14 protein-coding genes are annotated in these 13680 nt (G+C 61.6%); 7 read left to right on the top strand and 7 right to left on the bottom strand.

All coding sequences use genetic code 11. From position 1 onward, the window contains the following. Nucleotides 1-17 precede the first annotated feature (17 nt). Together PMI37_RS20175 and PMI37_RS20170 are read left to right on the top strand one after the other, a co-directional pair. Entirely contained in the window at nucleotides 18-905 is an 888-nt protein-coding gene (locus PMI37_RS20175; protein WP_008084359.1) for a lysophospholipid acyltransferase, read from the top strand. 107 nt (nucleotides 906-1012) lie between these two features. Next, nucleotides 1013-1252, top strand: a complete 240-nt coding sequence (locus PMI37_RS20170; protein ID WP_008084358.1) for a PilZ domain-containing protein — start codon at nucleotides 1013-1015, stop codon at nucleotides 1250-1252. Between the two features lie 4 nt (nucleotides 1253-1256). Here PMI37_RS20170 and PMI37_RS20165 read toward each other — a convergent pair whose 3' ends face one another. The 5 genes from PMI37_RS20165 to def form a co-directional block, all read right to left on the bottom strand. Continuing rightward, nucleotides 1257-1571, bottom strand: coding sequence for a tetratricopeptide repeat protein (locus tag PMI37_RS20165; RefSeq protein ID WP_008084357.1), 315 nt, complete (start codon nucleotides 1569-1571; stop codon nucleotides 1257-1259). Between the two features lie 168 nt (nucleotides 1572-1739). Then, nucleotides 1740-3116 (bottom strand): Trk system potassium transporter TrkA, encoded by a 1377-nt coding sequence (gene trkA, locus PMI37_RS20160; RefSeq protein WP_008084356.1) that lies wholly within the window; start codon nucleotides 3114-3116, stop codon nucleotides 1740-1742. A gap of 22 nt (nucleotides 3117-3138) precedes the next feature. Further along, entirely contained in the window at nucleotides 3139-4449 is a 1311-nt protein-coding gene (gene rsmB, locus PMI37_RS20155) for a 16S rRNA (cytosine(967)-C(5))-methyltransferase RsmB (protein WP_008084355.1), read from the bottom strand. Continuing rightward, the gene (gene fmt, locus PMI37_RS20150; RefSeq protein WP_008084354.1) at nucleotides 4446-5405 is read right to left on the bottom strand and encodes a methionyl-tRNA formyltransferase; all 960 of its coding nucleotides are present in this window, start codon (nucleotides 5403-5405) and stop codon (nucleotides 4446-4448) included. Before fmt ends, rsmB begins: the two co-directional genes overlap by 4 nt. A gap of 57 nt (nucleotides 5406-5462) precedes the next feature. Further along, the gene (def, locus tag PMI37_RS20145; protein WP_008084349.1) at nucleotides 5463-5969 is read right to left on the bottom strand and encodes a peptide deformylase; all 507 of its coding nucleotides are present in this window, start codon (nucleotides 5967-5969) and stop codon (nucleotides 5463-5465) included. Nucleotides 5970-6127: 158 nt separating this feature from the next. Here def and PMI37_RS20140 point away from each other — a divergent pair, with 158 nt between their 5' ends. The 3 genes from PMI37_RS20140 to PMI37_RS20130 all read left to right on the top strand — a co-directional run bounded on the left by PMI37_RS20140 (nucleotide 6128) and on the right by PMI37_RS20130 (nucleotide 8948). Then, on the top strand, nucleotides 6128-7153 hold the full coding sequence (locus PMI37_RS20140; protein ID WP_008084348.1) for a LysM peptidoglycan-binding domain-containing protein: 1026 nt from the start codon (nucleotides 6128-6130) through the stop codon (nucleotides 7151-7153). An 84-nt stretch (nucleotides 7154-7237) separates the two neighbouring features. Beyond that, nucleotides 7238-8335, top strand: a complete 1098-nt coding sequence (gene dprA / locus PMI37_RS20135) for a DNA-processing protein DprA (protein ID WP_008084347.1) — start codon at nucleotides 7238-7240, stop codon at nucleotides 8333-8335. A gap of 55 nt (nucleotides 8336-8390) precedes the next feature. Continuing rightward, nucleotides 8391-8948 carry an L-threonylcarbamoyladenylate synthase gene (locus tag PMI37_RS20130; protein ID WP_008084346.1) on the top strand — a complete coding sequence of 186 codons (558 nt, stop codon included), beginning with the start codon at nucleotides 8391-8393 and terminating at the stop codon, nucleotides 8946-8948. 112 nt (nucleotides 8949-9060) lie between these two features. On the opposite strand, the gene PMI37_RS20125 is transcribed toward PMI37_RS20130, so the two are convergent. Continuing rightward, the gene (locus PMI37_RS20125) at nucleotides 9061-10038 is read right to left on the bottom strand and encodes a quinone oxidoreductase family protein (RefSeq protein ID WP_008084345.1); all 978 of its coding nucleotides are present in this window, start codon (nucleotides 10036-10038) and stop codon (nucleotides 9061-9063) included. Nucleotides 10039-10187: 149 nt separating this feature from the next. On the opposite strand from PMI37_RS20125, the gene hemF reads away from it, so the two are divergent. Together hemF and aroE are read left to right on the top strand one after the other, a co-directional pair. Further along, on the top strand, nucleotides 10188-11102 hold the full coding sequence (gene hemF, locus PMI37_RS20120; protein WP_008084344.1) for an oxygen-dependent coproporphyrinogen oxidase: 915 nt from the start codon (nucleotides 10188-10190) through the stop codon (nucleotides 11100-11102). 9 nt (nucleotides 11103-11111) lie between these two features. Then, nucleotides 11112-11933, top strand: coding sequence for a shikimate dehydrogenase (aroE, locus tag PMI37_RS20115; RefSeq protein WP_008084342.1), 822 nt, complete (start codon nucleotides 11112-11114; stop codon nucleotides 11931-11933). Nucleotides 11934-12024: 91 nt separating this feature from the next. On the opposite strand, the gene PMI37_RS20110 is transcribed toward aroE, so the two are convergent. Continuing rightward, the gene (locus PMI37_RS20110) at nucleotides 12025-13593 is read right to left on the bottom strand and encodes a SulP family inorganic anion transporter (protein WP_008084340.1); all 1569 of its coding nucleotides are present in this window, start codon (nucleotides 13591-13593) and stop codon (nucleotides 12025-12027) included. Between the last annotated feature and the right edge of the window lie 87 nt (nucleotides 13594-13680).

Raw genomic sequence — 13680 nt, 5'->3', positions numbered from 1 at the left:
AAGATCAGGAGTGACCTGTGGAAAAGTTTAAAGGCGCCTTGCTGGTAGGCGCTCTGCGGCTGTTTGCCCTGCTGCCATGGCGGGCCGTGCAGGCCGTGGGTTCGGCGATTGGCTGGATCATGTGGAAAACCCCCAACCGCTCCCGCGACGTGGTGCGGATCAACCTCGCCAAATGTTTTCCACAGATGGATCCGGCCGAGCGTGAGCGTCTGGTCGGACAAAGCCTGAAAGACATCGGCAAGTCGCTGACTGAAAGCGCCTGCGCGTGGATCTGGCCGGCGCAGCGCTCAATCGATCTGGTGCGCGAAGTCGAAGGCCTCGACGTGCTGAAAGATGCTTTGGCCTCGGGCAAAGGCGTGGTCGGCATCACCAGCCACCTCGGCAACTGGGAAGTGCTCAACCACTTCTATTGCAGCCAGTGCAAACCGATCATTTTCTACCGCCCGCCGAAGCTCAAGGCTGTGGATGAATTGTTGCGCAAACAGCGCGTGCAACTGGGCAACAAGGTCGCCGCCTCCACCAAGGAAGGCATCCTCAGCGTCATCAAGGAAGTGCGCAAAGGTGGTGCAGTGGGCATTCCCGCTGACCCGGAACCGGCCGAATCCGCCGGGATCTTCGTGCCGTTCTTCGCCACGCAGGCGCTGACCAGCAAGTTCGTGCCAAACATGTTGGCCGGTGGCAAAGCGGTCGGCGTGTTCCTGCATGCGCTACGCCTGCCGGACGGTTCCGGCTACAAAGTGATCCTCGAAGCCGCGCCGGAAGCCATGTACAGCACCGATACCGCCGAATCCTGCGCAGCAATGAGCAAAGTCGTCGAGCGCTATGTCGCCGCCTATCCGAGCCAGTACATGTGGAGCATGAAACGCTTCAAAAAGCGTCCACCCGGCGAAGAACGCTGGTACTGACGAAGTTGGCACACTCTGTGGATAACTTGTAGGAGCTGCCGCAGGCTGCGATCTTTTGATCTTGCTTGGGGTTATCCACAGAACCGTTCAAAAAAGGGCGCACCAAGATGTCCGAACACCGCAAATCCTTCCGCATCAAAATCACCCACGACAGCCTCGGCGAATGCCTCGGGCAAACCCGCAATCTGTCGCCAACCGGGGTCTATGTGCAGCATCCGAGCCTGGCGTCGTTGCCCAAAGGCGCGGTCGTCTATGGCCAGGTGCAGGACTTACCCACAGGCGCGCCACGGGTGCGAATGGAAGTGGTGACGGTCGATGCGGAAGGCATCGGCCTGCGGTTTCTGTAAAACCTTACAGCGCCTGACGATCGAGTTTCTTCAGAAACACCGTCATTTCCTTCTCGGCCTGCTTGTCGCCATGGGCGCGGGCGGCTTCCAGACCTTGTTCCCACGCCTGACGTGCGGCGGCAGTGTCGCCCAGCGCCAGTTGCGCCTTGCCTAACAGTTTCCACGCGCCCGAGTACTTGGGATCAAAGCCGACGCAGCGCTGGAAATGCTCGGCGGCCTTGGCGTTTTCGCCCAGATCCAGATAGCCCTTGCCCAGGCCGAAGCGCAGCAGAGAGTTATCCACACCCTTGGCGAGCATTTTTTCCAGGGATTCGAGCATTGGTGGATTCCTTTTCGGGTGTGTCAGGGGAGATTTGTGGCGCCGCCATCGCTGGCAAGCCAGCTCCCACAGGGTTTTGGGTTGTTCACAAATGTGATGTACACCGAAGATCCCTGTGGGAGCTGGCTTGCCAGCGATGAGGCCATAACAGACACAGAAAGTTTCGGATCAGAAGAAGCTCAACCCCACATGAAACAGCTTCTCCACATCACGAATATGCTTTTTATCCACAAGGAACAGAATCACATGGTCGCCCGCTTCGATCACCGTGTGGTCGTGGGCGATGATCACTTGTTCGTTGCGGATTACCGCGCCAATCGTGGTGCCCGGCGGCAGGCCGATTTTCTCGATCGGTTTACCAATCACTTTGCTCGACTTCGCATCACCGTGGGCAATTGCCTCGATGGCTTCCGCCGCACCGCGCCGCAATGAGTGCACGCTGACGATATCGCCACGACGCACGTGGGCCAGCAGGGTGCCGATGGTCGCCAGTTGCGGGCTGATGGCAATGTCGATGTCGCCGCCCTGAATCAGGTCGACGTAGGCCGGGTTGTTGATGATCGTCATGACCTTCTTCGCCCCCAGCCGTTTCGCCAGCAGCGACGACATGATGTTGGCTTCGTCATCGTTGGTCAGGGCGAGGAAGATATCGGCGTCGGCGATGTTCTCTTCCAGCAGCAAATCGCGGTCGGACGCGCTGCCCTGCAACACCACGGTGCTGTCGAGGGTGTCGGAGAGGTAGCGGCAGCGCGCCGGGTTCATCTCGATAATCTTCACCTGATAACGGCTTTCGATGGCCTCGGCCAGACGCTCACCGATCTGCCCGCCGCCGGCAATGACAATGCGCTTGTATGTTTCGTCGAGACGGCGCATTTCGCTCATCACCGCGCGAATATTCTCACGGGCGGCGATGAAGAAGACTTCGTCGTCGGCCTCGATCACCGTGTCGCCCTGCGGCAGGATCGGTCGGTCGCGGCGGAAGATCGCCGCCACGCGGGTTTCGACATTCGGCATGTGCTCACGCAACTGCCGCAGTTGCTGACCGACCAGCGGCCCGCCGTAATACGCGCGCACCGCCACCAGTTGCGCCTGGCCCTCGGCGAAGTCGATGACCTGCAACGCACCCGGATACTCGATCAGGCGCTTGATGTAGTTGGTCACCACTTGCTCGGGGCTGATCAGCACGTCGACCGGAATCGCTTCGTTCTGGAACAGTTGCTCTTCGCGGTTCAGGTAGGACGCTTCGCGCACCCGGGCGATTTTCGTCGGGGTGTGGAACAGCGTGTGAGCGACCTGGCAGGCGACCATGTTGGTTTCGTCGCTGTTGGTCACGGCCACCAGCATGTCGGCATCATCCGCGCCGGCCTGGCGCAATACCGACGGCAACGAGCCACGGCCCTGGATGGTGCGGATGTCGAGGCGGTCGCCGAGGTCGCGCAGGCGTTCGCCGTCGGTGTCGACGACGGTAATGTCGTTGGCCTCGCTGGCCAAATGCTCGGCCAGCGAACCGCCGACCTGTCCCGCACCGAGGATGATGATTTTCATCCAGTCACTCCATTGAATCCGTTTAGCCGCGCGCGGCAGCGATCTTGATCAGCTTGGCGTAGTAGAACCCGTCATGCCCGCCCTGCTGGGCCAGCAATTGGCGACCATGGGGCTGCTTGATCCCGGCCGTGGTGGCCAGATCCAGTTCACGGGCGCCCGGCGTACGCTCAAGGAACGCGGCGATGACTTCGGTGTTCTCGGTCGGCAGCGTCGAGCAGGTGGCGTACAGCAGAATGCCGCCGACTTCGAGGGTCTTCCACATGGCGTCGAGCAGTTCGCCTTGCAGTTGCGCGAGGGCGGCGATGTCGTCGGGCTGACGGGTCAGCTTGATGTCCGGATGGCGGCGGATCACGCCGGTGGCCGAGCATGGCGCGTCGAGCAGAATGCGCTGGAACGGTTTGCCGTCCCACCATTTCTCGGTGTCGCGACCGTCGGCGGCGATCAGTTCGGCGTTGAGGCCGAGGCGTTCAAGGTTTTCCTTCACGCGCACCAGACGCTTGGCTTCCAGATCCACCGCGACCACGCCGGCCAGCGCCTGTTCGGCTTCGAGGATGTGGCAGGTCTTGCCACCCGGCGCGCAGCAGGCGTCGAGCACGCGTTGGCCTGGCGCCAGGTCGAGCAGGTCGGCGGCCAGTTGCGCCGCTTCGTCCTGCACGCTGATCCAGCCTTCGGCGAAACCCGGCAGGCTGCGCACGTCGGCGGCGACTTCGAGGATGATGCCGTCGCGGCTGTACACGCACGGTGTCGCAGCAATGCCGGCCTCAGTCAGCAGACCGAGGTAAGCGTCGCGGCTGTGGTGACGACGATTAACGCGCAGGATCATCGGCGGATGCGCGTTGTTCGCCTCACAGATGGCTTCCCACTGTTCCGGCCAGAACGCCTTGAGGGATTTTTGCAGCCAGCGCGGGTGAGCGGTACGCACCACCGGATCACGCTCAAGCTCGGCAAAAATCGTTTCGCTTTCGCGCTGAGCGTTACGCAACACAGCGTTGAGCAGACCTTTGGCCCAGGGCTTTTTCAGTTTGTCGGCGCAACCGACGGTTTCGCCGATGGCGGCGTGGGCCGGCACGCGGGTGTAAAGCAATTGGTAGAGACCGACCAGCAGCAACGCCTCGACATCGGCGTCGGCAGCCTTGAACGGTTTCTGCAGAAGTTTTTCCGCCAGTGCCGACAGGCGTGGCTGCCAGCGCGCGGTGCCGAACGCCAGATCCTGGGTAAAACCGCGATCGCGATCCTCGACCTTGTCCAGTTGTGTCGGCAAAGAGCTGTTCAGCGAGGCTTTGCCGCTGAGCACGGCGGCGAGTGCCTTGGCGGCGGCCAGACGCGGGTTCATTGCGCGTCCACCGCTGCGCCGAGCAGCGTGCCGACAGCGAACTTCTCACGACGGCTGTTGAACAGGTCGCTGAAATTCAGTGCTTTGCCGCCGGGCAATTGCAGGCGGGTCAGGCACAGCGCTTGTTCGCCGCACGCGACGACCAGGCCGTCCTTGCTGGCGCTGAGAATTTCACCCGGCGCGCCTTTACCGTCGGCGAGTGTCGCCGCCAGCACTTTCAGCGCTTCACCGTTGAGGGTGCTGTGGGTGATCGGCCATGGGTTGAAGGCGTGCACCAGTCGCTCCAGTTCAACCGCCGGACGGCTCCAGTCGATGCGTGCTTCATCTTTGTTCAATTTGTGCGCGTAGGTGGCGAGCTCATCGTTCTGCACTTCGCCTGCCAGCGTGCCTGCGGCCAGACCGGCAATCGCTTGCACCACGGCCGGCGGGCCCATCTCGGCGAGGCGATCATGCAAGGAGCCGCCAGTGTCTTGGCCCGTGATCGGCGTGACGACCTTGAGCAGCATCGGCCCGGTGTCGAGGCCGGCTTCCATGCGCATCACGGTCACGCCGCTCTCGGCATCACCGTGTTCGACGGCGCGCTGGATCGGCGCCGCACCGCGCCAGCGTGGCAGCAACGAGGCGTGACTGTTGATGCAACCCAGGCGCGGAATATCCAGCACCACTTGCGGCAGGATCAGGCCGTAGGCGACCACCACCAGCAAATCCGGTTTCAACGCGGCCAGTTCAGCCTGAGCGTCAGCGTTACGCAAAGTCGGAGGCTGCAACACCTGGATATTATTTTCCAGCGCGAGCTGTTTGACCGGGCTCGGCATCAGTTTTTGCCCGCGACCGGCCGGACGATCCGGTTGGGTGTAGACCGCAACGATCTCGTAAGGGCTGTTCAGCAGGGCCTTGAGGTGTTCGGCGGCAAATTCCGGGGTACCGGCAAAAACGATGCGCAGTGGCTCAGTCATGAAGGGAGTCTCATAAAAAGAAAAAGGCTTGCCGCAGCAAGCCTTTGAAGAGGGGCATCAAGCGTTCTGGCGGTGCTGCTTTTCCAGTTTCTTCTTGATCCGGTCGCGTTTGAGCGTGGACAGGTAATCGACGAACAATTTGCCGTTGAGGTGGTCGCATTCGTGCTGGATGCACACCGCGAGCAGGCCTTCGGCGATCAGTTCATAGGGCTTGCCGTCGCGGTCCAGCGCCTTGATCTTGACCTTCTGCGGGCGGTCGACGTTTTCGTAGAAACCCGGTACCGACAGGCAGCCTTCCTGGTATTGCTCCATTTCTTCGGTCAGCGATTCGAACTCGGGGTTGATGAACACCCGGGGCTCGGTACGGTCTTCGGAAAGGTCCATCACGACGATACGTTTGTGCACGTTGACCTGGGTCGCGGCTAGGCCGATGCCCGGCGCTTCATACATTGTTTCAAACATGTCATCGACCAACTGACGCACTTCGTCGTCCACTACAGCCACAGGCTTGGCGATAGTGCGCAGACGCGGGTCCGGGAATTCGAGGATGTCTAAAATGGCCATAGGCTGATTGCTGCACGTGTTGAGTAAAGTCGGGCGATGGCCTGGCAGGTCCGAAGATGCAGGCTACCGTTGTGAAGCGTAGCTTGTGCATTTTGCACAAGCGAGCCACGGGGGCTCTGACGGTTCACGCGAACGCACATGATAAAGGGATTCACTGCATGAGGAAAACACTACTCGCCCTGCTGTTGCTGGCTTCGGCCGGCGTAGCGCACGGGCAAGTGCAGCTCAGGGATGGTTTTCCACAGCAATACACAGTGGTTACGGGTGACACACTCTGGGACATTTCCGGCAAATACCTGCGCGAGCCCTGGCAATGGCCACAGTTGTGGCGGGCTAATCCGCAGATTGAAAACCCCAATCTGATCTATCCCGGCGACACGCTGACGCTCAGCTACGTCAATGGCCAGCCGCGTCTGACGCTCAATCGCGGCGAGTCGCGCGGCACCATCAAACTGTCGCCACGGATTCGCACCAGCCCGGTGGCCGAGGCGATTCCGAGCATCCCACTGAAATCGATCAACAGTTTTCTGCTGAGCAACCGCATCGTCGACAAGGCCGAAGATTTCGACAAGGCGCCGTACATCGTCGCCGGCGATGCCGAACGAGTGCTCAGCGGCACCGGCGACCGTATTTACGCGCGCGGCCATTTCGACCCGAATCAACCGGTCTACGGCATCTTCCGCCAGGGCAAGGTCTACACCGATCCGCAGACCAAGGAGTTTCTCGGCATCAATGCCGACGACATCGGCGGCGGTGAAATCGTCGCGACCGAAGGCGACGTTGCCACCCTCGCCCTGCAACGCACCACGCAGGAAGTGCGCCTCGGCGACCGCTTGTTCAGCGGTGAAGAGCGCTCGATCAACTCGACCTTCATGCCCAGCGCGCCGACCACCAGCATCAACGGCGTGATCATTGACGTACCACGCGGCGTCACCCAGATCGGCGTGATGGACGTGGTCACCCTGAACAAAGGCAAACGCGACGGGCTGGTCGAAGGCAACGTGCTGGAGGTGATGAAAACCGGCGAAACCGTGCGCGACCGCGTCACCGGCCAACCGCTGAAAATTCCCGACGAACGCGCCGGTTTGCTGATGGTGTTCCGTACCTACGACAAACTCAGTTACGGCCTCGTCCTTAACGCATCGCGCTCGCTGGCGGTGCTCGACAAGGTGCGAAATCCGTAAGCTTGCTTCACAAGTTACCAACAGAGTTATCCACAGCTTGTTCCGAATGGTTCGGGGCTTATAACGATCAAGGATGATCCAATCATGCTGTCTGTCTGCACGTCGGTTTCGCCGGCGGAACTGGAAGCGCGTCTGCGCCTGCACCGCTTGCCGGACATCGGCCCCAAGCGTTTTACAAAATTGCTCGAAGCCTTTGGCTCGGCTTCGAAAGCCATCAGCGCGCCGGCCAGTGCCTGGCGCTCGTTGGGCTTGCCAACGTCGAGTGCCGAAGCGCGCCGTAGTCCCGAAGTGCGCGATGGCGCCAGCCACGCAATGCGCTGGCTAGAGCGGCCGGAGCATCATTTGCTGATGTGGGATCAGGCAGATTACCCGGCGCTGCTGGCGCAAATTCCGGATCCGCCACCGTTGCTGTTTGTCGCCGGTGATCCGCTGATTCTCGAAAAACCGCAACTGGCGATGGTCGGCAGCCGCCGCGCTTCGCGTCCGGGAATGGACACCGCAGCGGCGTTTTCCCGCAGCTTGGCCGGGGCTGGTTTTGTCATCACCAGCGGTCTGGCGCTGGGCATAGATGCCGCTGCGCATCAGGCCGCGCTGGATGTCGGGGGGCTGACTGTCGGGGTGCTCGGCACCGGGTTGGAAAACTTTTATCCACAGCGCAATCGTCGCTTGGCCGACGCGATGATTGCATCCGGCAGCGCGGTGCTTTCGGAGTTTCCGCTGGACGCCGGGCCGACCGCGAGCAACTTCCCCCGGCGCAATCGGATCATCAGCGGTTTGTCCCTCGGCGTGTTGGTGGTCGAGGCCAGTGTCGCCAGCGGTTCTTTGATCACGGCAAGGCTGGCGGCGGAACAGGGGCGCGAGGTTTACGCGATTCCCGGCTCGATCCATCACCCCGGCGCACGGGGCTGTCACCAGTTGATTCGCGATGGCGCGGTGCTGGTGGAAACAATTGAGCACATCCTCGAAGCGCTGCGCGGCTGGCAGCGTTTGCCGCTGTCCGCAGACACGCCGAAAGTCGATCATCCACTGCTTATGTTGCTGCACGCCGCGCCGCACACCAGCGAAGGTCTGGCCGACAGCAGCGGCTGGGCTTTACCGAAAGTGCTGGCAGCGCTGACCGAACTGGAAATGGACGGCCGCGCGGTGAGTGAAAACGGCCGCTGGTTTGCGCGGGTGAGCTAGGTTTTACAAGGAAGATCGGTAAACTGCGCGAAACCTGTTTGTGGAGAGTTTTTTCATGGTCAACAGTTGGCGTGTGCAACAAGCCGCACGAGAGATTCGCGCCGGGGCGGTGATTGCCTATCCAACCGAAGCCGTCTGGGGGCTGGGTTGCGACCCGTGGAATGAAGAAGCGGTGGATCGGCTGCTGGCGATCAAGAATCGCTCGGTCGACAAGGGCCTGATTCTGGTCGCCGACAACATTCGCCAGTTCGACTTCCTGTTCGAAGACTTCCCGCAAGAATGGCTCGATCGCATGGCCAGCACCTGGCCGGGGCCGAACACCTGGCTGGTGCCGCACCAATGCCTGCTGCCGGAATGGGTGACGGGTGTGCACGACACGGTGGCGCTGCGGGTCAGCGATCATCCGCAGGTGCGTGATCTGTGCTCGATGGTCGGGCCGCTGATTTCGACCTCGGCCAACCCGCAAGGACGTCCGGCAGCGCGCACGCGGTTGCGCGTCGAGCAGTATTTCCGGGGGCAGATTGATCTGGTGCTGGGCGGGGAGTTGGGTGGGCGCAAGAACCCGAGCCTGATTCGCGATCTGGCCACGGGCAAAGTCGTGCGCCCGGCTTAGAACCGAGTTGCTCCCATCGCTGGCAAGCCAGCTCCCACAGGTTCGGCGTTGTACATAAAATCTATGTCCACCGAAGATTCTTGTGGGAGCTGGCTTGCCAGCGATGGCGTCCTCAAGGCAACAGAATGGTCGAACCTGTAGTGCGTCGAGCCGACAACTCAGTCTGCGCCTTGGCCGCCTCAGCCAACGAATAGCGCTGACTGATATCCACCTTCAACTTGCCGCTGATGATCATCTCAAACAACTCATCCGCCATCCGCTGCAAGTTCTCCGCGTTATTGGCATAAGTCGCCAACGTCGGCCGCGTCACGTACAGCGAACCCTTCGCCGCAAGAATCCCCAGGTTCACCCCGTCCACCGCGCCCGACGCATTACCGAAACTCACCAGCAAACCACGCGGTGCAACGCTGTCCAGCGACGTCAGCCACGTGTCCTTGCCCACACCGTCGTAAACCACCGGTACTTTCTTGCCATCGGTCAGCGCCAGCACACGCTCGGCGACGTTCTCGTGGCTGTAATCGATGGTCGCCCAAGCGCCATTGGCCTTGGCCAGCTCAGCCTTCTCTTTCGAGCTGACGGTGCCGATCAACTTTACGCCCAGGGCCTTGGCCCATTGGCAGGCCAGCGAACCGACACCACCGGCTGCGGCGTGGAACAAAATGGTTTCGCCACCCTTCAGCTCATAGGTCTGGCGTAATAGGTACTGCACGGTCAGACCCTTGAGCATCACCCCCGCCGCCGTTTCGAAACTGATTTCATCCGGCAGTTTCACCAGATTGGCTTCGGGCAAAACGTGCAACTCACTGTAAGCGCCCAACGGGCCGCTGCCGTAGGCAACGCGATCACCGACCTTGAAACGGGTAACGCCGCTGCCGACCGCATCAACCACGCCTGCACCTTCGGCGCCGAGGCCGGACGGCAAGGCTGGCGGCGCATACAGACCGCTGCGGTAATAGGTGTCGATGAAATTCAGGCCGATCGCCTTGTTCGCCACGCGCACTTGATTCGGGCCGGGCGCGGCGGGTTCGTAGTCAACAAATTCGAGCACTTCGGGGCCGCCGTGGGCGCGGAACTGGATACGCTTTGCCATCTGCCTGCTCTCCTTGGGTCTTTCGTGAGCCCCCTATCCAACTCCCATGCTTGATCTTCGTCAACTGCGGCGCGCTGTTCTGCGGTGGTATGCTACGCGCCCATTTGCGTCGCCCGCCTGCGGGGCGCCGCCCGATTCAAGGTGAAGCCATGACGACCCGCACCGACGCCGTAAAGGCCTATCTGCTCGACCTGCAAGACCGCATCTGCGCCGCCCTCGAAAACGAAGACGGCGGCACGCGCTTCGTCGAAGACGCCTGGACCCGGCCGGCTGGCGGTGGCGGTCGCACCCGCGTGATCGAGAACGGCACGCTGATCGAAAAGGGCGGCGTCAACTTCTCCCACGTCTTCGGCAGCGGTCTGCCACCGTCGGCCAGCGCCCATCGGCCGGAATTGGCCGGTCGCGGTTTTGAAGCCCTCGGCGTGTCGCTGGTGATCCACCCGCACAACCCGCATGTGCCGACGTCTCACGCTAACGTGCGCTTTTTCATCGCTGAGAAAGAAGGTGAAGAGCCGGTCTGGTGGTTCGGTGGCGGCTTCGACCTGACCCCGTATTACGGCAACGAAGAAGACTGCATCCACTGGCATCGCGTCGCCGAACAGGCCTGCGCGCCGTTCGGCACGGACGTCTACCCGCGCTACAAAGCCTGGTGCGACACCTACTTCCACATCAAGCATCGCCACGAACCGCGCGGCATCGGCGGGCTGTTCTTCGATGACCTGAACGAGTGGGACTTCGACACCAGCTTCGCTTTCATGCGCGCGATCGGCGACGCCTACATCGATGCGTATTTGCCAATAGTGCAGCGCCGTAAAAACGCTGCGTTCACCGCGCAGCAGCGTGAATTCCAGGAATTCCGCCGTGGCCGTTACGTTGAATTCAACCTGGTCTACGACCGTGGCACATTGTTCGGCCTGCAATCGGGCGGGCGTACCGAGTCGATCCTGATGTCGCTGCCACCGCAAGTGCGCTGGGGTTACGACTGGAAAGCCGAACCGGGCAGCGAAGAAGCGCGTCTGACCGAGTACTTCCTGCAAGACCGCGACTGGTTGGCCGAGGCCTGAGGATTTCTGATGGATCGTTACGTCGTTTTCGGTAACCCGATCGGCCACAGCAAATCGCCGATGATTCACAAGTTGTTCGCTGAACAGACCGGTCAGAGCCTCGACTACGGCACCCTGCTGGCGCCGCTCGACGATTTTTCCGGCTGCGCTAAAGCCTTTTTTGTAGAGGGTCGCGGCGCCAATGTGACCGTGCCGTTCAAGGAAGACGCCTACCGTCTGGCCAACAACCTCACCGCGCGAGCACAGCGTGCTGGCGCGGTGAATACCTTGAGCAAACTCGCCGACGGTTCATTGCTCGGCGACAACACTGACGGCGCCGGACTGGTGCGGGATCTGACGGTAAACGCCGGGTTCAGCCTGACCGGCAAACGCATTTTGCTGCTCGGTGCGGGCGGCGCAGTACGTGGCGCGCTGGAGCCGTTGCTGGCGGAGCAACCGGCCTCGGTGATCATCGCCAATCGCACGGTGGACAAGGCTGAGTTGCTGGCCGAGTTGTTCTGCGATCTGGGGCCTGTGTCGGCGAGCGGGTTTGACTGGTTGCGTGAGCCGGTGGACGTGATCATCAATGCCACGTCGGCGAGCCTGACCGGTGATGTACCGCCGATTGCGCCGAGCCTGATCGAGCCGGGTAAAACCCTGTGCTACGACATGATGTACGGCAAGGAGCCGACGGCATTCTGCCGCTGGGCCAGCGAGCATGGCGCGGCGGTGTCGATGGATGGTTTGGGGATGCTCGCCGAGCAGGCGGCTGAGGCGTTCTTCCTGTGGCGCGGTGTGCGTCCCGATACGGCGCCAGTGCTGGCCGAACTGCGTCGCCAGTTGGCCCTTTAAAAGCATCGCTGGCAAGCCAGCTCCCACAAGGATCACCTAATTCCCTGTGGGAGCTGGCTTGCCAGCGATTGAAGTCGACACCGATATCCGATCAATCCTCAAACCGGATCGGACATTTCTCCGGCCCCTCAAGCTTTCTCAATTCCTCCACCACCTGCGGCCGCGCCCGGCGCAAGGTCAAACTGCGACTCTGGCTGAGCAAGCGCCGCGCCTCCTGATGCAGCATCTCCACCCCCGAATAATCGATGAAGTTGATCTGCTGCGCCTCGATCACCACGCGCGCGCCGTGCATCCGCTGCAAGCGCACTTGCAAGTAATGGCTGGCGCCGAAAAAAATCGAGCCGCCAACCCGCAATACATCATCCTCACCGTCGCGCCAATGCTGCACGCGCGGTTGCGAGGTGCGCTTGAGATAGAAGAACAGCGACGCCAACACCCCGGCATAAATCGCCGTCTGCAATTCCAGCAGCAATGTCGCCAGGCAAGTCAGCGCCATGACCACAAACTCGGCACGGCTGACCCGCAGCAACGCGCGAATGCCGCGATGATCGACCAGGCCCCAGGCGATCAGCAGAATGCTGCCGGCCATCGCCGGAATGGGAATGTGCGAAATCAGCCCGGCGCCGAAAATCGCAAACAACGCCACCCAGATCGCTGAAAAGATCCCGGCCAATGGCGAGCAGGCGCCCGCCTCGTAGCTCAACCCAGAACGGGTAAACGATCCGGCTGACAGCGACCCGGAAAAGAACGCCCCGACGATATTCGATAAGCCCTGCGCGCGAACTTCCTGATTGGCATCGAGCAACTGCTGCGAGCGCGCCGAAATCGAGCGCGCGATCGACAGGCTGGTGACCAAACCGAGCATGCCCACCGCCACAGCGCTGGGCAGCAAGCGCAGGATCAAGTCCAGATCCAGCGGCAAGCCACTGAATGGCGGCAGGCGACCGACAAACGCACTGACCAGGTGCACATGGCCGAACATCGCCGGCCACAACCACACCAGCAGACTGGCCAGCACTAATGTGATCAACAGCGTCGGCCAGCGCGGCAGCAGTTGTTTCAGCACCACGCCGACCACCACCGTGGCTACGCCCAGAACTAACGACGGTTTATCCACAGCCCTGAGGTGTTGCAGCAGATCCATCAAACTCGCCAGCGCCGTGGCTTTGGCCGGCAACTCCAGCCCCAGCAGGTTCGGCAATTGCCCGATGGCGATCACCACGGCCGCGCCGAGAGTGAAACCGAGTACCACCGAATGCGAGACGAAATTCACCAGCGCACCGAAGCGCAGCAGGCCGAGCAGCCACTGGAAAATCCCCGCGAGCAAGGTCAGCAGCAGGATCAGCGTGATGTAGTCCTGCGACGCCGGCACGGCCAAAGGGCTGACGCTGGCGAACAGCACGATGGAAATGGCCGCTGTCGGGCCGCAGATCAGGTGCCATGACGAACCCCACAGGCAGGCGATCAACACCGGGATGATCGCAGCGTAGAGACCGTATTCAGGTGGGAGGCCGGCGATCAGTGCGTAGGCAATCGACTGGGGTAACGCGAGAATTGCGCCGCTGAGGCCGACGATCAGATCCCGTCCTACGCTGGCGCGGGTTTGCCGCGGTAGCCAGGTCAGGAAGGGGAAGAGAGAGTGGCGGCTGGGGAAGGCCATGGATCCTCGCGGTTGGGGTTTTCAGGCAAAGCCTAACAGGACAGCACGATCATTGTGGTGAGGGGATTTATCCCCGATGGGCTGCGA

Source organism: Pseudomonas sp. GM80, assembly GCF_000282515.1.
Lineage (GTDB): Bacteria > Pseudomonadota > Gammaproteobacteria > Pseudomonadales > Pseudomonadaceae > Aquipseudomonas.
This window is presented reverse-complemented; position numbering and strand designations above follow the sequence as displayed.